This is a genomic window from Coprococcus intestinalis (assembly GCF_023656595.1).
GTDB classification, from domain to species: Bacteria; Bacillota; Clostridia; order Lachnospirales; family Lachnospiraceae; genus Coprococcus_A; species Coprococcus_A intestinihominis.
Window position 1 is genome coordinate 42,154 of the sequence record NZ_JAMOKJ010000003.1, and the last position, 21,960, is coordinate 64,113.

22 protein-coding genes are annotated in these 21,960 nt (G+C 43.9%); 1 reads left to right on the plus strand and 21 read right to left on the minus strand.

The window, feature by feature from the left end:
- Positions 1 to 3: 3 nt before the first annotated feature.
- The 10 genes from NBH03_RS03035 to NBH03_RS03080 form a co-directional block, all read right to left on the minus strand.
- Entirely contained in the window at positions 4 to 1,458 is a 1,455-nt protein-coding gene (locus NBH03_RS03035) for an acyl-CoA carboxylase subunit beta (RefSeq protein ID WP_250796983.1), read from the minus strand.
- Between the two features lie 188 nt (positions 1,459 to 1,646).
- Positions 1,647 to 2,798, minus strand: coding sequence for a D-alanyl-D-alanine carboxypeptidase family protein (locus tag NBH03_RS03040; RefSeq protein WP_250796985.1), 1,152 nt, complete (start codon positions 2,796 to 2,798; stop codon positions 1,647 to 1,649).
- Between the two features lie 138 nt (positions 2,799 to 2,936).
- Positions 2,937 to 3,881 (minus strand): L-lactate dehydrogenase, encoded by a 945-nt coding sequence (locus NBH03_RS03045; protein ID WP_250796992.1) that lies wholly within the window; start codon positions 3,879 to 3,881, stop codon positions 2,937 to 2,939.
- Between the two features lie 88 nt (positions 3,882 to 3,969).
- Positions 3,970 to 4,680, minus strand: coding sequence for a hypothetical protein (locus NBH03_RS03050; RefSeq protein ID WP_250796998.1), 711 nt, complete (start codon positions 4,678 to 4,680; stop codon positions 3,970 to 3,972).
- Between the two features lie 2 nt (positions 4,681 to 4,682).
- Positions 4,683 to 6,071, minus strand: coding sequence for a Mur ligase family protein (locus NBH03_RS03055; protein WP_015514141.1), 1,389 nt, complete (start codon positions 6,069 to 6,071; stop codon positions 4,683 to 4,685).
- A 12-nt stretch (positions 6,072 to 6,083) separates the two neighbouring features.
- Positions 6,084 to 6,665, minus strand: coding sequence for an SMC-Scp complex subunit ScpB (scpB, locus tag NBH03_RS03060; protein ID WP_117539574.1), 582 nt, complete (start codon positions 6,663 to 6,665; stop codon positions 6,084 to 6,086).
- A gap of 2 nt (positions 6,666 to 6,667) precedes the next feature.
- Positions 6,668 to 7,477 carry a segregation and condensation protein A gene (locus tag NBH03_RS03065; RefSeq protein ID WP_117526807.1) on the minus strand — a complete coding sequence of 270 codons (810 nt, stop codon included), beginning with the start codon at positions 7,475 to 7,477 and terminating at the stop codon, positions 6,668 to 6,670.
- Between the two features lie 114 nt (positions 7,478 to 7,591).
- Entirely contained in the window at positions 7,592 to 8,467 is an 876-nt protein-coding gene (locus NBH03_RS03070) for a metallophosphoesterase (protein ID WP_250796999.1), read from the minus strand.
- A 10-nt stretch (positions 8,468 to 8,477) separates the two neighbouring features.
- On the minus strand, positions 8,478 to 9,374 hold the full coding sequence (locus NBH03_RS03075; RefSeq protein ID WP_250797000.1) for a diacylglycerol/lipid kinase family protein: 897 nt from the start codon (positions 9,372 to 9,374) through the stop codon (positions 8,478 to 8,480).
- 69 nt (positions 9,375 to 9,443) lie between these two features.
- The gene (locus NBH03_RS03080; RefSeq protein ID WP_331476038.1) at positions 9,444 to 10,736 is read right to left on the minus strand and encodes a D-alanyl-D-alanine carboxypeptidase family protein; all 1,293 of its coding nucleotides are present in this window, start codon (positions 10,734 to 10,736) and stop codon (positions 9,444 to 9,446) included.
- A gap of 97 nt (positions 10,737 to 10,833) precedes the next feature.
- Here NBH03_RS03080 and NBH03_RS03085 point away from each other — a divergent pair, with 97 nt between their 5' ends.
- On the plus strand, positions 10,834 to 11,922 hold the full coding sequence (locus NBH03_RS03085) for a 3-deoxy-7-phosphoheptulonate synthase (protein WP_256166817.1): 1,089 nt from the start codon (positions 10,834 to 10,836) through the stop codon (positions 11,920 to 11,922).
- A 301-nt stretch (positions 11,923 to 12,223) separates the two neighbouring features.
- On the opposite strand, the gene NBH03_RS03090 is transcribed toward NBH03_RS03085, so the two are convergent.
- The 11 genes from NBH03_RS03090 to mnmL form a co-directional block, all read right to left on the minus strand.
- Positions 12,224 to 13,822, minus strand: coding sequence for an ABC1 kinase family protein (locus NBH03_RS03090; protein WP_250797001.1), 1,599 nt, complete (start codon positions 13,820 to 13,822; stop codon positions 12,224 to 12,226).
- A gap of 5 nt (positions 13,823 to 13,827) precedes the next feature.
- Entirely contained in the window at positions 13,828 to 14,223 is a 396-nt protein-coding gene (locus NBH03_RS03095; protein WP_015514133.1) for a phasin family protein, read from the minus strand.
- 89 nt (positions 14,224 to 14,312) lie between these two features.
- Positions 14,313 to 14,693, minus strand: coding sequence for a diacylglycerol kinase family protein (locus tag NBH03_RS03100; protein WP_015514132.1), 381 nt, complete (start codon positions 14,691 to 14,693; stop codon positions 14,313 to 14,315).
- A 64-nt stretch (positions 14,694 to 14,757) separates the two neighbouring features.
- Positions 14,758 to 15,684 carry an RluA family pseudouridine synthase gene (locus tag NBH03_RS03105; protein ID WP_250797008.1) on the minus strand — a complete coding sequence of 309 codons (927 nt, stop codon included), beginning with the start codon at positions 15,682 to 15,684 and terminating at the stop codon, positions 14,758 to 14,760.
- 17 nt (positions 15,685 to 15,701) lie between these two features.
- Positions 15,702 to 16,208 (minus strand): signal peptidase II, encoded by a 507-nt coding sequence (lspA, locus tag NBH03_RS03110; protein WP_227081501.1) that lies wholly within the window; start codon positions 16,206 to 16,208, stop codon positions 15,702 to 15,704.
- Entirely contained in the window at positions 16,205 to 17,305 is a 1,101-nt protein-coding gene (gene aroB, locus NBH03_RS03115; RefSeq protein WP_250797009.1) for a 3-dehydroquinate synthase, read from the minus strand. Before aroB ends, lspA begins: the two co-directional genes overlap by 4 nt.
- Positions 17,306 to 17,417: 112 nt before the next feature.
- The gene (locus NBH03_RS03120) at positions 17,418 to 18,086 is read right to left on the minus strand and encodes a DivIVA domain-containing protein (protein ID WP_015514130.1); all 669 of its coding nucleotides are present in this window, start codon (positions 18,084 to 18,086) and stop codon (positions 17,418 to 17,420) included.
- 71 nt (positions 18,087 to 18,157) lie between these two features.
- Positions 18,158 to 18,787 carry a cell division protein SepF gene (locus NBH03_RS03125; RefSeq protein WP_215689487.1) on the minus strand — a complete coding sequence of 210 codons (630 nt, stop codon included), beginning with the start codon at positions 18,785 to 18,787 and terminating at the stop codon, positions 18,158 to 18,160.
- Between the two features lie 92 nt (positions 18,788 to 18,879).
- Positions 18,880 to 19,572 (minus strand): YggS family pyridoxal phosphate-dependent enzyme, encoded by a 693-nt coding sequence (locus NBH03_RS03130; RefSeq protein WP_015514128.1) that lies wholly within the window; start codon positions 19,570 to 19,572, stop codon positions 18,880 to 18,882.
- A gap of 23 nt (positions 19,573 to 19,595) precedes the next feature.
- Positions 19,596 to 20,960, minus strand: coding sequence for a biotin/lipoyl attachment domain-containing protein (locus NBH03_RS03135; protein ID WP_250797010.1), 1,365 nt, complete (start codon positions 20,958 to 20,960; stop codon positions 19,596 to 19,598).
- Positions 20,960 to 21,925 (minus strand): tRNA modification radical SAM protein MnmL/YtqA, encoded by a 966-nt coding sequence (gene mnmL, locus NBH03_RS03140; protein ID WP_250797011.1) that lies wholly within the window; start codon positions 21,923 to 21,925, stop codon positions 20,960 to 20,962. Before mnmL ends, NBH03_RS03135 begins: the two co-directional genes overlap by 1 nt.
- Positions 21,926 to 21,960: the final 35 nt, after the last annotated feature.

The following is a 21,960-nucleotide window of genomic DNA, read 5'->3' on the forward strand; positions in this document are numbered from 1 at the left end:
CAATTACAGCGTACTGTGCTTCTTAGAAGGTCGTACGGCTCGCTTTGAATAAAGCATCTCAAATGCTGCGATCAAATGCTGTCTTGTGCTCTCCGGTTCAATCACCGCATCCACATAACCTCTGCCTGCCGCAGATTCAGGACTCGTCTGAAGTGCCGCATAAGCTGCTGCCTTCTCTGCGATCAGTCCCTGTGCATCATCAGAAGCATCTATCTCATCATTATAGATAATCTTTACCGCATTCTCTGCAGGCATCATGCCAACAGACGCCGTCGGCCATGCATAAACAAGATCTGCACCGATATGTCCTGAATTCATGGTCAGATAAGCACTGCCGTAAGCTTCACCTGTCAACAATGTCACCTTCGGTGCGGATGCATCCGCAAAAGTATGAATCAGTCTGGCTGCTTCTCTGGCAACACTCTTTTCATTGGCCACGGTTGTATCAAAGCCGGTTGCAGAAACCAGGGACAGCACCGGAATTGAAAATGCATCACAGAAACGAATAAAATCTGCTGCTTTCTGAAGTCCTTCTGTTGTCAACTTGCCGTTAAATGATTCAGCTGCCTCACCATTCTCATCCAGAATCTCTGTTCTATTGGCCACTGCACCGACAGTAAGTCCGTTCAGTTTAACAAAAGCTGTCACCATCTCTCTGGCATAACCGGCCGTTACTTCCACATATCTGCCGACATCCGTGATATCCTTCAGTACCTGTGCCGCATCACCTGTTCCTGAATAGTCTGCAATCTTTCTGTTCAAATCATCTTCGCATACGTCATAATCCAGAACATCCTCCTGATTAAACGGAAGCATCAGCACCAGCTCACGCAGCTGTGCCAGCAATGTCTCTTCGTTCTCGCAGACAAAATCCGCATTGCCTGTCTCCCTGCCCTGAAACTCTGCACCGGCATACCGCTCAGCTGCACCGCAACTATCATCCAGTGTATTCGGTGCATTCACAAAAAGTGCGCTTGTGTCCTTCACCATAAAAGTAAAATCTGATAATGCCGCCAGCAAAGCTGTACCGCCGCCGCACTGACCAAACACAGCTGCATACTGCGGAATTACACCTGAAGCCGCCGTCTGCTGTCTGTATAATCTTCCAAGTGCATCCAGTGCGTCTGTTGCTTCCTGCAATCTTAAGCCCGCACAATCGTACATACCAATCACCGGCGCACCCATCTTCAACGCCAGTTCATAGATCTTCTCAATCTTGCGCGCATGCATCTCTCCGATCGCTCCGCCCATCACAGATGGATCCTGACTAAATACATAGACAAGATTGCTGTCGATCGTACCATATCCTGTGATTACGCCATCTGCCGGCGTCTGCTTTTCCGGCATGTTAAAATCCGTATTTCTTGCATGAACAGAAGCACCGATTTCGATAAAACTTCCGGCATCCAACAAACTCTCAATACGTTCCACGGCAGACATTGCCTTAACCCGACTCATAATTATGCCCTCATCCTCTCTTAACTGACAAAAACTTTGCCGTTTCTTATCTGTTATTTTACCAGACTAATTGTATTGCTTCAAGTACATTTGTATATTTTTACTATTTTTATCGATAATTTTTGTATTATTTCAATAATTTATCAACAAAACAAAAAGCTTCCTATCTGCCTCCGACAGACAATTCTTTATTTTCTTAACAAGCGTTCCATCCAAGTACATCGGGCATCTATTTTATTTATTGTGACATAATCATTTTCCGCCGTCAAATCACCATTCACAAATATCCGAATACTGCCCACTGACTGTCCTGCCTCCACCGGTGCTTCCAACTGTCCAGGAAGCACGCTCTCCACATGTACTTTATCCTCCGAACTTAAAAGGAACCTGTAATTTGTCTGTTTTGCTCTCACGGTAGCAAAATCATGTTCCCCCTTCATAACATGTACCTGCCTATCCGGAACTCCTTTGCTGATATCAATAGTCTGATAACGATAATTCTTGTCGCCATAGTCCAGCAGTGTCTGTACATCCGACCACTTGTAACCTTTATGCGGCGGCCATCCGCTGCCAAGAAGTGCTGCGATAAATGTACGGTCATCTTTTTTTACAGCGCAGACATAACAGTAGCCCGCATCTGCCGTATACCCGGTTTTTCCGGATAGTACACCATCCATCATGGTCAAAAGGACGTTTTTATTATGTACCTCAAAACTTCTTTTCCTATCACAATCCGTAAAAGAATAATCCGCTGTCTGTGTAATTTTTAAAAAATCTTCATTGTCGATCGCATATCGCATGATCTTCGCCATATCCTCTGCTGTAGAGCTGTGCACACCTTTTTCGTCCGCAGCGTCCAACCCGTTCGGCGTTATAAAATATGTCTGCGTACATCCAAGGGATATCGCTTTTTCATTCATCAGTTCTGCAAAATTTTCTACGCTGCCGACGGTACCTTCAGCAATCATCATAGCTGCGTCATTAAAAGATTCCAGCATCATGGCATAATACAGATCTTCCATACGGTAGCGTTCCCCCTCATGAACACCCAGACGAACTTCCGGCATAGCAGATGCCCCTGCTGAAGCCATCACAATCTGATCCGGTTCATTATGTTCCAATGCCACGATCAATGTCATAATTTTTGTTGTGCTGGCCATAGGAAAGACCATTGTTTCATTTTTGCCGTAAAGAATACGCCCACTGTCAGCATCCATCAGTACTGCTGCGCGGGCGTTTAATGACAGCTTCTCTTTTTCCTCCTGCTGCCCAGTCTCCGCCGCTGCCGCAGGATTTTGTATTAGAATGAACAATGTACAGAATATGCCTAAAGCAACCATTAGGAATTGACCTATTTGTTTAATCCAGTCATTCACTCACAAACCGTCCTTTCAGGTTCTGCCTGCCGCCTTTTATTGAAAGGCCAGGGCATCACCTTATCTATTGATACTCCTGGCTTAATCTATGCATTTTTCATCTTAATTAATACCCATATCCGTCAAAACCTTTTTCAGCGCATCGGCAGATTCATGAAGATTATCTTTTTCTAACTGATTCAACGGAATTTCCACAATATTCTCAATGCCATCCCTGCCTAGGATCATCGGAAGCCCAATACAGACATCTTCAATCTCATAGGCTCCACTGCAATACCCGGACACGGTCAACAGGGAATGTTCATCCCGGATCAGCGCTTCCGCAATACGGCGGATTGCCAGCGCTACTGCATAAAATGTGGCTCCTTTTTTCTCTATAATCTCATAGGCACTGTTTTTCACGTCCCGGACGATCTCATCCATCTGCTCCCGTGTAAAGACAATCCCCAGTTCATCACAAAAATCCCTCACAGCTATGCCGGATACTGTGGCTGAACTCCAGACCGCCACCTCACTGTCACCATGTTCCCCAATAATAAATGCATGAACATTGCGGTGGTCGATACCGATATACTCTCCCAGACGGTACTTGAACCTGGAAGAATCCAGTACTGTTCCGCTGCCGATAACTCTCTCCGGTGGAAAACCGGACAGACGTAGGGCCACAGTTGTCAGAATATCCACCGGATTGGCAACAATAAGCAGCAGGCATTCCGTATTGTAACGGACAATTTCCGGAATAATGGACTGAAAAATCCGGGCATTTTTTTCTGTCAGATTGATCCTCGACTCTCCCGGCAGCTGATTGGCTCCGGCTGTTACAATCACCAGATACGCATCCGCCAAATCCTCATAGGTACCCGCATAAATTTCCACGGGATGGATAAAGGGCACACCGTGACCGATATCCATGGCTTCTCCTTCTGCCTTTTTCTGATTGATATCGATCAGCACCAGTTCATTAAAAAGACCGCTCCCAAGTAAAGTATAGGCTGCGGTCGCCCCAACGGCGCCGCAGCCTACAATTGCACATTTCTGTATATTCATCACTTTTGCACACCTCCAAAAACAGTTCTGTAAGCTGCTCTTAGTCTGTGCAAAAATATGCTGCCTATGCAGTATATAAGATTAGATTTTAAAATTCGGTCTTCGGATCATTAAATTCTTTGACGCGGCGTTCATATGCCTGCATGATCACCGGTTCAAAGGCCAACTTTGCATCCAGTTTCATCACATCATTCAACAGGTATTTCGTGAACAGCGGATTTAGGATCAAGAAAGGGCCTACCAGATAAGTCGCAAAGAAATTATGGTCACGAATGCCTTCATTGGCTGTTCCTTTGTTCATGCCTGTTCCCTTATCGACATGAATAAACGGATATTTCTCCGTCTCACCGTAAGCCATAGTAAACTGTGTCTTAAAACCGACAATCTCAATATCATCAAAATGGCCTCTCTCCAGGCAGTTGAAACGATGCATCATATCCCTTTTGGCATAAATCGGATATAAATCCAGCGCTTCGATCTTTGAACCGTCTTCATTCTCAATATACTGTCCAAAAATCTCGACTGCATTATTGGTAAATAACATGGGCACATCTGCTGCGATCAGCTCTGCAATACGCGCCTTATAAGGCATCAGTTTCCTGATGATCTTCTCCTGGGCACTTTCTGTCATGGCTCCCATGTAGATCAAATCCGGCTGTTCTTTTACAAACAACGGCTCATCCATATAAGACGTGAACACAAATTCCGCATCAGGCAGACATTTTTCGAGGTAACGGATATTACTGGAATCCGCAAAAAGACTGCAGAATTCTGGAAATAAAACTTCAATACGTGTCATGATTATCTGCCCTCCTTTTCTAACTGTTCACTTAAGCTCTTTTGAATAGCCTTAGCATATTGCGTTGTGTAAATATCATGCAGAATATACACATTGTCAACTTTATCAAAATCCACATACGCTGCTGTGTCCGGCTCTTTATCGCAACATACGATCTTCTCCTCAGGAATGCCGGCCATCAGAAGTCTCAGATGCATATCCGGACAGCGAAAACCACCCACAATGATTTGTTCAATGCCGGGATCATTTAAAAATTCAAAATCTGTATCAAAAAACCATGCAATATTCTCTGATGACTCCTGCCGATCATAGAAATCATCCACAATCAGTACAACTGCCTTTTGACCCGGTTCATGACGCACGAAGTCACAAACTCTTGATACTGCAATCGGATTCTGACCCTTTGCAACATCTGTGATCAGCTTCTTGCCTTTGACTTCCACACAGTTAAAACGTGTACCTGCAATCTTCATTTTCTCGAAGGAACGACTGATAGCCTCCGCTGACAGGCCAAACTCCTCCAAGGCAGCAACAGCTGTCACGGTATTGTAAACATCTGTAATATTATCACCCAGCAGCTTCACTTCCATATTGCCCTTCGGTGTACGGATATGCACTTTACGTTTCTCATAATCAATTGCTTCCACGGCATAATCCATCTCCGGTGAACCAAAATCACAGTTCGGACAGAACGCACGTCCGATGTGGTTATAACGGATATATTCATAGTTCAGTTTTGCACCGCATTTCGGGCAGGCAACCACATCTTTGATGATGTTGTTGGTGGAAGTTGTCTTCTCATCCTCACAGGCAATACCAAAATAAACTCTGTCATTGTCCGGTGCCAGATGATTGCTCACTAAGTCCTCTCCATTTAAAATCAGTTTGGATGTTGATGGAATCGTCTGATTCAAAATACCTGCAATAAATTCAGAATGGGCATTTCTCTTGTAAGAGTCTCTGAAAAGATTCGTACATACAAGAATATCCGGTTTCACATATGGAAATATCTTCGTTGTCATTCGCTCATCAATTTCAAGAACAGCATATTTCTTCTTCATATGACCGCCCATAGTAGAATTCTTGATCAGCGAAGAAGCGATACCTGAATCGATATTGCCGCCGAAACGATTGTCAATAATATCATAGCCATTATCCTGCATCACATCCGCAATCAGATTTGAAACGGTTGTCTTGCCGTTGGTACCGGTAATACCGATGATAAACTCCGGTTTATCAATCTGATCCAGAAAATCCGGACAGATATTAATCGCCTTTCGGCCGGGTACATGTGTGGCATTCCTGCCGCAAAGCTGCAGAACTTTGATCAATACTTTGATACCTGCCAGCGTTAAATAAAAACGCATTGTTTTTTTCTTAGAATTCTTCATAACTGTTCCTCTCTATACATCAAGTGTCATCTGAACTTCTTCTTCCGCCTCTGTCTTCAGTGTCTCCATCTCTTCCGGTGAAACGGACGGCAATCCCTCCACCGACTGAACGCCAAATGTTCTTAAAAATTCTTCAGTTGTTGCCAAAAGAATCGGCCGTCCCGGAGCATTCAGCCTTCCGGCCTCTGTGATCAGACCGTACTCCAACAGCTTATTGATGGCATGGCTGCAGCTGACGCCTCGAATCTGTTCTATTTCCGCCTTTGTCACAGGCTGCTTGTAAGCCACGATCGCCAACGTCTCAAGCATGACATCTGTCAGTACCTGCTTCTTCGGCTGATGCGTCAGCTTAATCACATAATCATACATCTCAGGGCTTGTACACATCTGAAAAGAGCCATCCAGCTCAATAATACGGATGCCTCTCTTCTCATTCTGATATCTGTCCATCAGATGATGTACAAGCCTGATCACTGTCGCCTTATCATGTCCAATAACAGCACCGATGGCCTCTGCGCTGATGGCTTCTCCCATCGTAAAAAGAAGCGCCTCTATGGCCGCTTCCGCCTCATCCGGCTTTAAAACTTCTTCCATGTCTACTCTGTCACTCCTGTTGCATTTTCATCGGATATCTGATTCTCTTCGGATTTGTCCATATTGTCCCCCGGCGAAATCAGTATATCATCAAAAAGATGCTCCTGCACGATCGTCACAGAGCCATCCTTCATCAATTCGAGTATCGCCAGAAATGTCACAATCACTTCCTCTTTTGTTGACTGCGACGTCAAAAGGCCCCTGAAGCTGACCGGTTTCTTCCTGTCTGTCACGATACGGCGGATACTGGTCATTTTGTCCGACAATTTCACCGGCTCCTGCTCAATCCGTCCGTATTTGCTTCTGATCGGGTCGATCTTGTCAAACTGTCGCTTCATCACAGACTGAAAAATCCTGTGAAGCTTCTCAAGATTCATATCCCCCACCAGCGCATCTAAATCCACCGGCGGTTCTGTATAAACCATATCATCAGGAATCGTTGTCGGTTTATACAGCGTCTGAGCAGCCAGAAAAGCCCTGTCCTTCAGTTCCTGGGCAATGTATTTGTAGGTTTTGTATTCTAACAGGCGATTCACCAGTTCCATTCTCGGATCCTCACCTGTTTCCTCTGCATCGGCTTTCTCCACCGGCAGCAGCATCTTGGACTTGATCCGAAGAAGTGTCGCCGCCATCACCAGAAAATCACTGGTCACATCCATATCTTCAATCTGCATGCGATGAATATAATCCATATATTGATCCGTAATCATCGCAATGGGAATATCATAAATATCGATCTTATTGATATCGATGAGGTGAAGCAGTAAATCCAGAGGACCTTCAAAAACCTCTAATTTAAATGTCATTTCCATCATATTCTGCTTTTGAACCTTTCGTCGTAACTATCCAGAAGGCAGTATTCACTGAATCGTTACCTTTCGTCTATCTATTGTGGCATCTTCCGGCATTTCTGTCAATCATTTTCTTCAGGAATGATGCAGTGTGACACATGACAGCTCTGGCATATTGAACAATCGAATACGAAAACTGTGCATGTGCAGTCCACGGCTCAGAATCATCTCGCTTTTGCCATGAAAATAAGTTCCCGCATAATATTTAGGGAACAAACGCACCTGCGGCGAAATCACGCCGCCCAAAAACGGCAAGATCACAACACCGCCATGCACATGCCCTGAGAGGACCAGATCAGCCCCCCAATCAGCATATTCATCAAAATACAGCGGATTGTGGGCTAAAAGGAGATTGAATGCTTTTCTGTCACAGATGCCCAGCTGCTCCGTAAGATACCATTTCTTCATCGGCACTTTTCTGAAACGTTTATAATATGTTCTGTTCAATTCTAATCCATAAATATTGATGTATGCGCCGTCTTTCCTGATCACCGTATGCTGATTGCGCAGCAAATGAAGATTCGGATGACGAATCGCTTTGCACCAACGCGCATGCATGTCACCGTATGTTTCCGGATACAGGGTAATCCGCTGTTCATGATTCCCATTGCCGAAATAAACCGGCCATCGGTCACAGAGATCACGGACCATCCGAACTGCTGCGGACATATCCGCTCCCGGATGTGCATCTATCATATCGCCGGCAATCATCACTGCATCCGGTTTCAAACGCTCTATCGCCCCAAGCAGCTGCCTGTTGCCCTGATCAAAGTCATAGTTGTGAAGATCCGACAGCACAACAAAACGGAAGCCTTCAAAAGCTTCCGGTATTTTATCTGATGCTACATCATAATATTCTGTCGTAAAATGTCTGCATTCATAGCATATCCGCCCTATGAGGGCACCGGTTGCCGCTGCGGCAGCCATCATCCATTTCTTTTTATCTTTCATTCGGCCTCCATTATACGGTTAATATTTTGAATGCATCTTTGATGCAGGCAATTCTTGCCTCTTTACCGCCGCTTACACGTTCTCCGTCCAGGGACCACACCATCTCCTGTTCAAAAGTAATCTTCAATTCCTTTGTCTGCAGGAATAAAAACATGGACGGATCATACTTCAGCGGATTCAAAGATGTCAGCGATGTCACAATTGCACTGAGATCCATCAATGTCTTCGGCATCTTGATCATCATCACTTCAAACACACCGTCATTTAAATCCACAAGAGAATCACTGATCTTCAAAATACCCCCCACACTTCTGGCATTGCTGACTGCACCGAAAATATAGGAATCTTTATAAATCTGTCCATCCGCTTCCACACAGACCGTATAGGGTGTAAATGCCGGAATCTCTTTGATGCCCTCAAGAATATAGGCCAGATGCCCCAATGCATTCTTAAAGTTCTGCGGTGTTGAATAGGATGTCTCCGTAAAAGCACCGAAAGAAGCGACATAAGAAAAATAGGACGTATTAAACAAACCTGCATCAACGGTATGCGGCGTTCCCCTAACAATGTTCACCGCTGCCTCCCTGATATCTGAAGGCAGCTTCAGACCTGCTGCAAAATCATTGGTGGTTCCTGCAGGAATATACCCCAGAATAGGGCGCTTATCCCAATGCATCGTTGCCGACAAAATCTCATTAAAGGTGCCATCTCCACCGCAGCAAATAACTCTGTCAAACTGACTATCCTTCTCAGCCAACAGATCTCTTGTTGCATCCTTACCCTGTGTTGTATAAATAATCGTCTCATACCCTGCTTTCGTCAGTGTATCAACGACATAAAGCAATTCATTACGTATCTTCTGACGTCCGGCCATTGGATTCACCATAAGTAACACACGCTGCTCCATCGCACATAAACCTCCGATATGTTTTTCAATAAAGTTCATTATACCATGTTTTTGTAAAATAGCCTATATTTATCCGCAGATGCTCATAAAATTCCTGTAAACTTTTTCTAAATAATCACTGAAACCGGCTTTTTGTATCCCCTCCTTTGTCACAACAGGCACTTCACCAATCTCCGTATCATCCAGATAATAGATCAGACGTCCTGCCTTTGTTCCTGCTTCAAAAGGCGGAGACAGGCTTTCATCCAGTTGCAGTTTTGAATGGATATTTTCAAGATTTTCCCCTCGCAGCGCCACATAGGAAAACTGGCCGTCATACATCAATTCAACACTTTCTGTTTTTCCGTCTTTTATCGCCATTGGCAAAAGTACCGGCGGATGATCATCCCTGTATGCGCTGCAGTTGGCAAAGCCGTAATTCAGAAGCTGCTGTGCCTCGGAAAAACGTATTTTATAATCCGGTGCATCCATCACCACGGCAATGAGACTCAATCCGTCTTTGACAGCTGTTCCGCAAAAGCAATATCCCGCCTTTGCTGTAGAGCCTGTTTTTAACCCTGTTACTTCAAAATTATTTGCCATTTTCAGAAGTTTATTCGTGTTGGAAAGACCGAATTCACTACTGCCTTTTGCTGTTACATGCGTGATATTTTCCATCCAGATCGTCGCATATTGCGAAATGTCAGGATAATTTGTAATAAGCGCCCGGGCCATGATGGCCACATCTTTTGCCGTTGTATAATGGTCATTTGAATCTGTCAGCCCGCAGCAATCCACAAAATGTGTCCCGTTCATGCCCAAATCGGCGGCTTTTTGATTCATTTCCCCCACAAAGGCCTCCTCACTGCCGCTTACATACTCTGCCATTGCCACTGAAGCATCATTACCTGAAGCAATCACAATACATTTGATCAGCGTTTCCACTGTTTGTTTTTCGCCTTCCTCAAGGAAAACCTGGGAGCCGCCCATGGATTTTGCCCGGGCACTTGTTACAACTTCATCTGTCAGCTGGATTTTTCCGTTATACAGCGCATCGTAGATCAGAAGCAGTGTCATAATCTTTGTGATACTGGCAGGACTGACCCGAACATCCTGATTTTTCTCATAAATGACTGTTCCGGTTCCTGCTTCCATTAAAACAGCCGCCTCCGATATGACAGTTACCGCCGATTCAGTTGATACTACCCCCTGACTTTCCGACTTCCTTTCCAATTCCATCTCTGTCGTTTCTGCATTTGTTGATTCTGAATTTTCTGATTCCGTTGCTATCACTTCTCCGACAGCAGTATCTTCTGCATAAACCATTTGTCCATTCCATAAAATACCCATCAACAGGATAGCTGCTATAATTTTATTCTTCATAACTGTCACCGTGCTTTTTTTACAGTTTACGTTTGTGCCTGTTAACTTATGCCTTTACATCATTTTCCTTTTCAGCTATAATTGATTGCAGAAAAGTATAACTGCTTATTCTTTTTGCCGTTGTACAAATGTTACCAAGGAGAGAAACACTATGAGCTTTGTATTAACAAAAAAACTTCCGACACCAATGGAAATCAAAGAATTATATCCTGTTTCCGAAGAACTGGCTGCTTTAAAAGCAGAGAAAGACCAGGAACTGATTGATATTATTACAGGTGCCTCAGACAAATTTATGGTCATTATCGGTCCTTGCTCCGCCGACAACGAAGAAGCTGTTTGTGATTACATCGGCCGTCTTACAAAAGTTCAGGAAAAAGTCAAAGATAAGCTTGTCCTTGTACCGCGTATTTACACGAACAAGCCGCGTACAACCGGCGAAGGCTACAAAGGTATGCTTCATCAGCCAGATCCTGAAAAGGCACCCGATCTTTTAAATGGTCTGATTGCCATCAGAAAGATCCATATGCATGCCCTGCAGACATTTCATATGCCAATTGCTGATGAGATGCTTTACCCTGAAAACTTCAGATATCTGTCCGATATCCTCTCTTATGTTGCTGTTGGTGCACGCTCCGTTGAGAATCAGCAACATCGTCTGGTTGCCAGTGGCATTGAAGTGCCAACCGGTATGAAGAATCCGACCAGCGGTGACTTATCCGTTATGCTGAACTCTGTTGTTGCTGCTCAGCATGGTCATAATTTCCTCTACCGCGGATGGGATGCCACAACAGACGGCAATCCTTATGCACACACGATTCTTCGTGGTGCTGTTGATAAGCATGGTCAGACACATCCGAACTATCACTATGAAGATCTGCAGCTTCTCAATGAAATGTATGCCGAAAAAGGACTCAAGAATCCGGCCTGCATCATTGACGCCAACCATTCCAACTCCGGCAAGAAGCATAAAGAACAGATCCGTATTGTCAAGGAAGTCTTAAGCAGCCGTCAGCATTCCGATGACATCCGCAAGCTTGTCAAAGGTGTGATGATTGAGAGCTATATCGTTGAAGGCAACCAGAAGGTGGGCGGTGAGAACCATGTCTACGGCAAGTCCATCACTGACCCTTGCCTTGGCTGGGAAGATTCTGAAAGACTGCTGTACGATATTGCAGAACGTGTATAAATACAAAATGGATACCCACTAATCGTATAAGGGAAAAATAAAGGGAAAGCTATAAAAGTATGCATCGTCATATTTTTATAGCTTTTTTCTATAATAATAAATACTATATTTAAGGAGGCATTAACAATGAGTAAAGGTTCTATCAGGCAAATTAGTGACAACCCTGCCGGTCAGGGCCTCCAATGTACGCCGCTCATTCTTATCCGGGAAAAAAAGACAACAAAACCATCTATATAAATCTATCCGCAAAAAATAAACTGAGGAATTAGCTGCCAATCACAGTAATAGCCTCAGTTTATTTTTACTTTCTTTTTGAAAAAATATGTTTTGCAAACACATAAAATACGATAATAACGGCAATGAAATAGCCAAAGGCCCCCAATGCCGGTATGCCAAGGAATTTCGGTTTCATATCCGTGGTACAGATAATACTGGAGCTTATAAGCAATGCCATTACCCACAGACCCATAACAATATTTCTTGTTACCCTTCGAAGCAGATTCGATACATCTTCTCCGGCATGAAGATCGAGATTCACCTTTGTCTGACCTTTCATCTGACCCTGCAGAATATCTGCCAGCAAGGTGGGGATATCTATCGCCTTTCTCAGAGAACGATACAGTGTTTTTCCACTGTTTTTCAATTCCTTCTTCCAGTCCATCTCCTCAAACATCTGGCTCTTCACACGGGCAGATGCGATCTCCATCATGTTAATCTCCGGACTGATGTCTGCAAGGACTCCCTCAATATGTGTCAGGCCTCTGGCAAGCATCGTCAGACCGTGAGGCATTGTAATCTTGTTCTCCTTCATGACCTCCATCAGATCCTGCATAATCTCTGCAATATCAATATTGCCAAGATCTTCCGAACCGTATTTGGCCATCAGATTGCGTATATCTTCAAACAGTTTGCTCTGATCCGGCTTCCCACGGAATTCTCCGATTGCCAGAACAGCATCCTGGATCATACCGATATCATTCAGCGCAATACCTTCAATGGCCCGTCCGATTTCTTCCCTGTCATGCTCAGACAGACGGCCCATCATTCCCATATCAATCCAGACGATCTTGCCGTCCCGCACACGAAGATTACCAGGATGCGGATCGGCATGGAAAAAGCCATCTACCATAACCTGCTTAATAAAATTATCAATGAGCTTACTGCCGACCTCATTCAGATCATAGCCGTTTTCCTGAAGATTCTCCTTATCATCAATGGAAAAGCCATCGATATACTCCATCACAATAACATGCGGAGTTGTATACTCCCGATATAACACCGGCGTATCCACAAAAGCCACATCTCTGTTCTTGCGATGGAACTCCTCTATATTGGCTGCCTCTGTAAGGAAATTCATTTCCTCCTGTGTGACCTTCCACAGTTCATCAAGAACAAGATCCAGATCCACCATCTCTTTGATACTCACCGGTGGCAATAAACGCACAACCTTATGCATCAATCCGATATCTCTGGCCATGGTCCTGTAAATACCTTTACGCTGGACCTTGATCACAACCTGTTCTCCACTCTTCAAAACCGCACGATGAACCTGTGCAATAGAAGCTGAACCAAGAGGCTTTTCTTCAATTGACTGGAACTCCTCCTGCCACAGACAACCAAAGGCATCCTGGATCACATCCACCACCTGGTCAAAGGGCATAGGTGCCACATCCGAGCATAGCTTCATCAATTCATCGCAGTATCGCTTCGGCAAAATATCTGATCTCAACGACATAATCTGACCCAGCTTGATATATGTCGGTCCAAGGTCCTCCAGAATCATTCTCAACTTCTCCGGAGATACACCACGCGTAATAGCATGTTTATGGAGAACGGCTGTAATCTCCTTCAACCGTTCTCCATAACCGCTTGATCTGACTTTTTCAGACTTTGTATTCATTCTTCTTATTCAGCATCAGCTGCCTCTTCCGCAGCCGGAGCGTCCTCTGTAGCTTCAGCCGGTGCTTCTTCTGATTCCACTGTCTCTGTCTTCTCCTCAGCGGTCTGCTCCATATTGCTAATCTGCTGTTTCAGCTGTTCAATCTGTTCCGGTGTCATCTTCTCAAGAAGGGTCTGCAATTCTTCTGGTGTGGATGCTTTCACAGAAACATTCACATTGTCCTTCAATGTCTCTTTGATATTGTGCTTCAGTTCTTTGTTCAGGACCTTGCCCTGTTCAACTGTCAGCTCACCCTTCTTCACCAGATCGTCTAATACTTCCTTGGATTTCTCTGCTGTAACAGCTGCTGTTCCGATACCGATAAGTAAAAGCTTCTTAAGGCTTTCTCCGAGTTTTTCCATCTTACATCTCTCCTTTACTGTCAGACATCACAACCGCCGGATTCTCTCTCTGCAGCTGCAATGCATCCATGAAACCAATCAACAAATCACTAAAGCCCTGTCAAAAACTGCATGACCTTGGGAACAAAAATAACACAGCCGATAATCGCTGCCATAATAGCTGCAATGAGTACAGCTCCTGCCGCCGTATCCTTGGCAATCTTCGCCAAAGGCTTTCGCTCCTCTGTTACAAGATCCACCACTGCCTCTATCGATGTGTTCACCAGCTCCAATGCCATCACAAGTCCAAACAATGTCAGACAGATACACCATTCTGTCACTGACAATTGAAAGATAATGCCCGCAATCACTACAAGCAGTGAAACACAGCAATGAATCTTCATATTGCGTTCCTTGCTGATACATGTATAAATTCCCTGAAAGGCATAACCAAAACTTTTATAGAGTGGATCCTTCTTGTGCTTCTTCATCTCTATCCCCTGCCTTTTCTGACTCTATTTTATCACATATTGTACTGCATGAACAGTAGGATCTTTATCTGCCGGCTGACTGCCGCAGTCTGTCCAGCAGTGCTGTAAAATATGGCGGAAGCGGTGATTCAAATTCCACATACTGACCGGTGGACGGATGGATAAATCCAAGCAGCTTTGCGTGAAGCGCCTGCCCCTCCAGCTTAAACGGATCCTTAGACGGACCATAAACAGTATCCCCCAGCAGAGGATGGCCGATACTGGCCATATGCACACGGATCTGATGTGTTCTGCCTGTCTCAAGGCGGCACTCAATATAGGTGTATTTGCCAAATCGCTCAAGTACACGGTAGTGCGTCACTGCATGTCTGCCGTTCTTATGGTTAATGCCCATTTTCTTCCGATCGGCATCCATACGGCCAATCGGTGCATCAACGATTCCCTCATCTTCTTTGATATTATTATAAACAATCGCATAATAGGCCCTTGTAATACTGTGCACGCTGAGCTGTTCCGCAATGGCGCGATGCGCCCTGTCATTTTTGCAGATAACAAGCACACCTGTTGTATCCTTATCAATTCTATGCACTATTCCGGGCCTTAATACGCCATTGATGGTTGAGAGGTCCTCCCCGCAGTGATACATCACTGCATTCACAAGGGTCCCGGTATAATGTCCCGGCGCTGGATGCACAACCATATCCTTTGGCTTATTGATAATCAGAATGTCCTGATCCTCATATAAAATATCCAAGGGTATATTCTCCGGCTGAATATCCAGAATAACCGGATCAGGCAATTCAATCATAACTGCATCACCTGTATGAATTTTGAAATTCGCCTTAACCGCTTTTCCGTTTACACACACCGACTGATCGCCAATTATTTTCTGTATATAAGATCTTGAGCATTCTTCCATCAAGAGTGCCAGATACTTATCAATACGTACGCCATCATTGGCTTCATCAACAACATAACTTCTTTGTTCCACGTTTTCACCTGCCTCTTTTATGCTTTTGTCTTCTTTGCTTTCTTACCGCCAAGAAACTCAAAATCCTCATCCTTGTAATAAAATATAACGAGGATGATCAGGGCAATGGCCGCTGTTGTCACATAAATATCTGCAACATTAAACACAGGAAAATCAATCAATTCAAAATAAAAGAAATCTACCACATAGCTCTGACGAATCCGATCAATAAAATTGCCGATGGCACCGGCATAAATCAGAACCGCTGCAATTTTAAGCGGCATCATCCTTCCGGTATCCGGAATCTTACGATAAAGAAACGTCAAAGCTGCCAGTATGATAACTGTAAAAAAGACTAAAAAGACTTTTTGATTCTGCATTAATCCAAAAGCAGAGCCTCTGTTTTCCAGATAATATAATCTGAAAACTTTCGGTATAAGTGTGATGCCGTCTGTATTCATCAGATGCCTTACGGCCAGCACCTTGGTCCACTGATCCAGAAGAACCAGCAGTAAAACTGCAATTCCCGCCTTTATATATTTCATGACTGTTCTCCATTTCTGACGATAACGGAGGCCGCTGCCAAAAGCTGTTCATCACGGATACTCCGGTCAATCACCGCATGCCCTTCGGGATCCAGCAGTATAAACTTAACCCGTCCTTTGTCCATCTTTTTGTCTGATTTTGAAACGGCTACGATTTGCTCAGGCTCAAGCCCTTTGACACTGACCGGCAAGCCGAATGATGCAATGGTATCTGTGATATCTTTATAAGCCGCCTCTGTCAGCATTCCTTTCTCCATGGACAACCATGCCGCCGCATGCATGCCGACGGCAACACATTCTCCATGCAGCATTGTAAAATTCATCAGTTTCTCCACTGCATGCCCCAATGTATGGCCAAAATTCAGTAAAGCACGTTCGCCGGCTTCTTCAGGATCATTCTCAACCACTTCTTTCTTGATGTGACAGCTGACTGCGATCATATCAATCACCGTCTGCGTATCCCTGGCCAAGATCGCTTCTTTGTGTGCCTTCAGCCATTCATAGTAGGCGGCATCTTTGATCAATCCGTGTTTAATAATCTCACCCAGGCCGGATATATACTGCTGACTGGTCAGTGTTTTCAACGTCTCTGCACAGGAATACACCAGTTTTGGCTGATGAAAAGCCCCCACCATGTTCTTATAGGCTCTGAAATCAACACCTGTTTTTCCTCCGATGCTGCTGTCCACCTGTGCCAGAAGACTTGTGGGAATCTGGATAAAACGAATGCCTCTCAGATAAGTTGCCGCTGTAAAGCCTGTCAGATCACCGACAACACCGCCGCCAAGCGCCACCAGCATATCTTTACGTTCAATTTTATTCTGAATCAGAAATTCATAAAGATTTTCAACTGTTGTCAGCGTTTTGCTCTCTTCACCGGCCGGAAAAATAAAATGACTGGCAGCTGCACAATGCTCTTTTACAATATGCTCTACCTGTTCAAGGTAAAAATCTGCCACATGGCTGTCTGTTACGATGCACACCTTTCTGTCTTTGATCATCAGATCATCCAGCGCTTCACCAAGCGCATCAAAATTCTCCGAAAGAACAATTGGATAAATTGGTACATCATTGTAATGAATCATCATTTTCTGCATTTTGCTGTCTTCCTTTTCTGTACAAAAAGTCCGGGCATGCGCTTCAGCCACTGACCCGGACTTCTGAATATTCTATTAATAACTATGCTATACTGAAATAAGTACATCCGCTTTATTGGTTCTCTTCGTCCTTCTCGCTGTCAAACATCTCGGAGAAATCCTTGATCATTGCATCATCTGTTGAAAGTGTCTCATCAAAGTCTTCTTCCTGTTCTACTGCGGTTTCTTCACTCTCAGTCTCTTCCACAGCATATACCGGCTCAGCCTGAAGCTGATCTGTATGCTCTGCGGCTGATTCCTCAAGGCCTGAAATTGCCTTCATCGTTGCAACATCAATATCAAATGCTTCTGAATTCAGCAGATCCAGCTGTGCCGAAGCAAGTGCTTTGTACTGTGTTCTGTAGCGGTCATACTGCTGAAGCAGATCTGTTGTCTTCACATGCAGTTGCTCAAGTTCCACCTTAGCATCTGCCACAATAGACTGTGCCTTCAAAACGGCTTCCTGTTCAATAACAGTGGCATTCTTCTTCGCACCTACAATTGTCTCCTCTGCAGTTGTCTCTGCAAGAACAAGTGCCTTCTGAAGTGACTTCTCTATTTCCTTATAATGGCTGAGACTTGCATCCAGATTATTGATCTTTTCCTTCAAAGAAAGATTCTCCTTGTAAAGTGCTTCAAAATCAGCAGAAACACTTGAGAAAAAGCTGTCCACATCTGCCTTTGAATACCCCATACCACTGTTCTTAAAAGTCTTACCCTGAATTTCAATTGGTGTTAACATTAATTCCAGACCTCCTTCATCTGTCTATCGATCTCATCATCCTGTTTCTTCCTGTTCCCGTTTCCGAATAGTCATTCCTCTTCTTCAGAATATCCAAAAGCAGGTACATTGACACTTGAAGATGCCAGTTCCTGAAGATCGCCTGTAATATCAATATCTTCCGGTGTCACAATAACAATTGTATCTGATATCGGCTTAATATTGCCGTTGATCGCATAACAGGAACCGGAAACAAAATCAATAATTCTCTGAGCTTCCTGCGTTGTTACAGCATCAAAATTGATGATCGCAGCTCTTCCTGACAGGATAATGTCACAGATTTCCTGGCATGTATCAAACTCATCCGGTTTTGAAACACATACCTCCATGCTACGGGATGTTATATTGGAGTGCATCGGAACAATCTTGCTGCTCCTGCCGTAAGGCGTTGCCTTACGCGTACTTCGTGATGAAGTATGGGCCTGTGTTGACCGTGTACTCTTCACCTCCGGCTCATCATCCCAGTCATCTGCCATATCTTCCAGCTCGTCCTTCTGTCTCGCAGATGTCTTTCTGCTATTCGCCGTACTGCGTGCAAATGTCTTTTTCTTCGGTGCCTCCTCCGGCTCCTCTTCTGTATCTATCTCTTCATCATCATATTCTTCATATTCATCATCATTAAGCTTCATAAAATCAAGAATTTTGTTAAAGCCTTTACTCATTCTGCTATACGCTCCTCTACTTATTTAATCAATTACCAACTATTCAAAACCAGCCCTTCAAATGTCTCCTGCCTCAAATAACTGCAAATTATCTATATCTGATAATTTCTCTTGCCGAATATACCGGTTCCCACTCTGACCATTGTTGCACCTTCTTCAATTGCAACTTCATAATCTCCCGTCATACCCATTGATAATTCATCCATATCAACATTATCAATGTTTTTGCTTTTTATGTCAACAGATAATTGTTTTAATTTTCTGAAATAGATACGATTATCTTCAGGATTATCCGTAAATGGCGCAATTGTCATCAATCCCCTGATTTTGATATGCGGCAACTTCGACACCGCTTCCACAAGCTGCATGGCAGCCTCACTGGTTGTCCCAAACTTTGATTCTTCTTCTGCCACATTCACCTCGATCAGTACCGGCATCACGATATCAGCCTTTGCAGCCTCATGCTCAATCTGCTCTGCCAGTCTCAGTGAATCTACGGAATGAATCAGGACAACTTTGCCAATCAGGTATTTGACCTTATTGCGCTGAAGATGTCCGATCATATGCCAGCGAATATTCTTCGGAAGCACTTCGTATTTGTCGGATAATTCCTGAACTTTGTTCTCACCGTAGTCAAGAATACCTGTTGTCAGTACCTCTTCAATATCACTCACCGGCTTTGTCTTGCTCACTGCGATCAAAGTGACTTCATCTCTTGAACGTCCTGCTCTGTCACAGGCAGCCTGGACATGCTTTTCAACCTCTATAACATTCTCTGTAAGCATATTTCTTCCCCTTTCATCTATATCTAATATATAATATCATTTTCTTTGACACTGCTGCCATTCAAAATAATATGATCATACAACGTCACACCATAATCCGTCTTATCACTGACAATACAATAATCGCCATATTCATACAAAATATCAATCAAGCGGAACATTGCATAGCCTTTATTGATATTATAAACACCTTTTAAAGCTTCTGTCTCTCCAATTGTATAGGTCTCATCGGAAGAAGGTTTCTTAAGAACAGTACCTTCCGCAATATCCGCACAGTCTACATAACAATATTCCTTATTCTGTGCATAAATAACCGGTTTGATAAAAACTGTTTCATCATTATCCACCGAATAAAAGCCGCTTTCCGAACTCTCTTCCTCCCTCTGGAGATAATCAACCGGAATCCTGTAAAAATTCTTGGACACAATTGATGACTTTGGAATCTTCAATCCATCATGGTTGTCCCAGATAATCTCAATATCAATATAACGATCATTGCAATAGCGGACCATATAGTTGGATAACGAAAAGCTGACATAATCGGTGCCGTCTTTCTGAAAGGTCGATACATCTGCGCTGACTGTAATATTGTCCCGCTGAAGCTGCAGATTCACCGTATCCAGCTCTTTGAGCCTTTTGTACTGATCCGCCGTCGGACAAATCACAATCTGCCAGTTATCATCATAGATCAACTTATAGGCCGGTGATGCGCTGTCTATCTTCATACCGGCAGACAACTGGGTCTTCTCATAGTTCCTGGCCGAAAAAAGTTCCGGTGTCATATCATCCTGCGTATAGCTTTCCATGCCGTCATAAGAATAACTGACAATTCCTGACTGATCAGCCGTCATTACCGTATATCCACTGGCGGAATCAGCCTGATTCATGGAATTAATATTATTCCTGCTGACAATATTACTGACAATATTTCCCAACTGATAATCCAGATCATACACCGACGCATAATCACTATCGTTATATTTCTTTTTGAAAGACAAAACCTGTTCCCGAATATCACTATAGTCACTGTCATTCAACATCAATGCTGATCCATCTGCTGTTCCCTGTACACTGCTGCCGGCATTGGTAGTGACCATGCAGACATTGCCCTCTCTGGCAACCATGGCACCATCATTGACAAAATAGTTGATATAACCGCTTTGTCCGGTGTTTACAACTGCCTCATTACGAAGAATAAAGCCTGTAAAGGTATCACTGTCAACAATCCATCCTTGCTGAACTTCATAAAAAGAAATATGATTTCTCATAAGGTAGGACAGACCGATTGCTATCAAATAAATAAAAATGCCTATAAATACAATCAGCCCTATATTCAGTTTCAAGTGCCTTCCGCCGTTTTTCGAGACGGTCTGTTTCTCTGACCCCATTAAAAAACTCCTTTTAGTGCCGAACCATTCATATAATCAAAATGTTTACCCTGGCAGCTGCTATTCTGCTGCATATATACTTCAAACTCATCCTTCAGCTTCCACCAGCTGATTCCCCAGTTGCAGAAAACAGCATCTTGCTCCGGTATACGACTGAACAACCGCTCAACCGCAATAGATGGATCCAGATTCTCAAGCATTGCCCTGACACGTTCAAAATATTCTTCTTTGCTGCAGATCGTAAGTCTGCCTGCCAGGTAATCCTCAGCCATCTGACTGTCTTTTGCTATATATAATGAATGAATCTTCACAATATCCGAATGCAGAACAGAAACAATTCTGGCTGTTTCCACTGCATCCCGAAGAGTGTCTCCCGGGAGATTGGCAATCAGATGTGTGCACACAGTAAACGGATATCTCTTGATTGCCAGAACCGCATCTATATATTCAGCCAGTCCATGTCCTCTGTGAACTCTGTCCAAGGTATGATAATTCGCCGTCTGCAATCCCAATTCTATATTGATGCCAACGTGGGTGCGCTCCTGAAGTTCTGCCAGACACGCCAGATAATCTGTACGGATACAGTCAGGTCTTGTGGAAACCGAAATCTCAACCACATCCGGAAAAGCCGCCGCTTCCTCCAGATAAGCTTTAAATAGTTCCATTGCCATAAATGTATTCGTATAATTCTGAAAATATGCAATAAACTTACGGGCCTTATACCGTTTGGCAACAACATCTCTTGCATGCTGCATCTGTTCCGTCACCGATGCAGGCTGCCAGACAGATTCAAACCCGGTTCCCTTTTCAGAACAAAATGTACATCCTCCATGTCCGTCACAACGGTTCGGGCAGGATACCGGCAGGTTGACCGGAAGCTTGTAAACCTTTTCTCCATAGCGCTGTTTAAGCCAGCTAGAATAGGGATAAAACACTGTTTTTTCCTCCTTCATAAATACCTGCATTCATTAATTATATCTTTTTTTGACTTATATTGGAA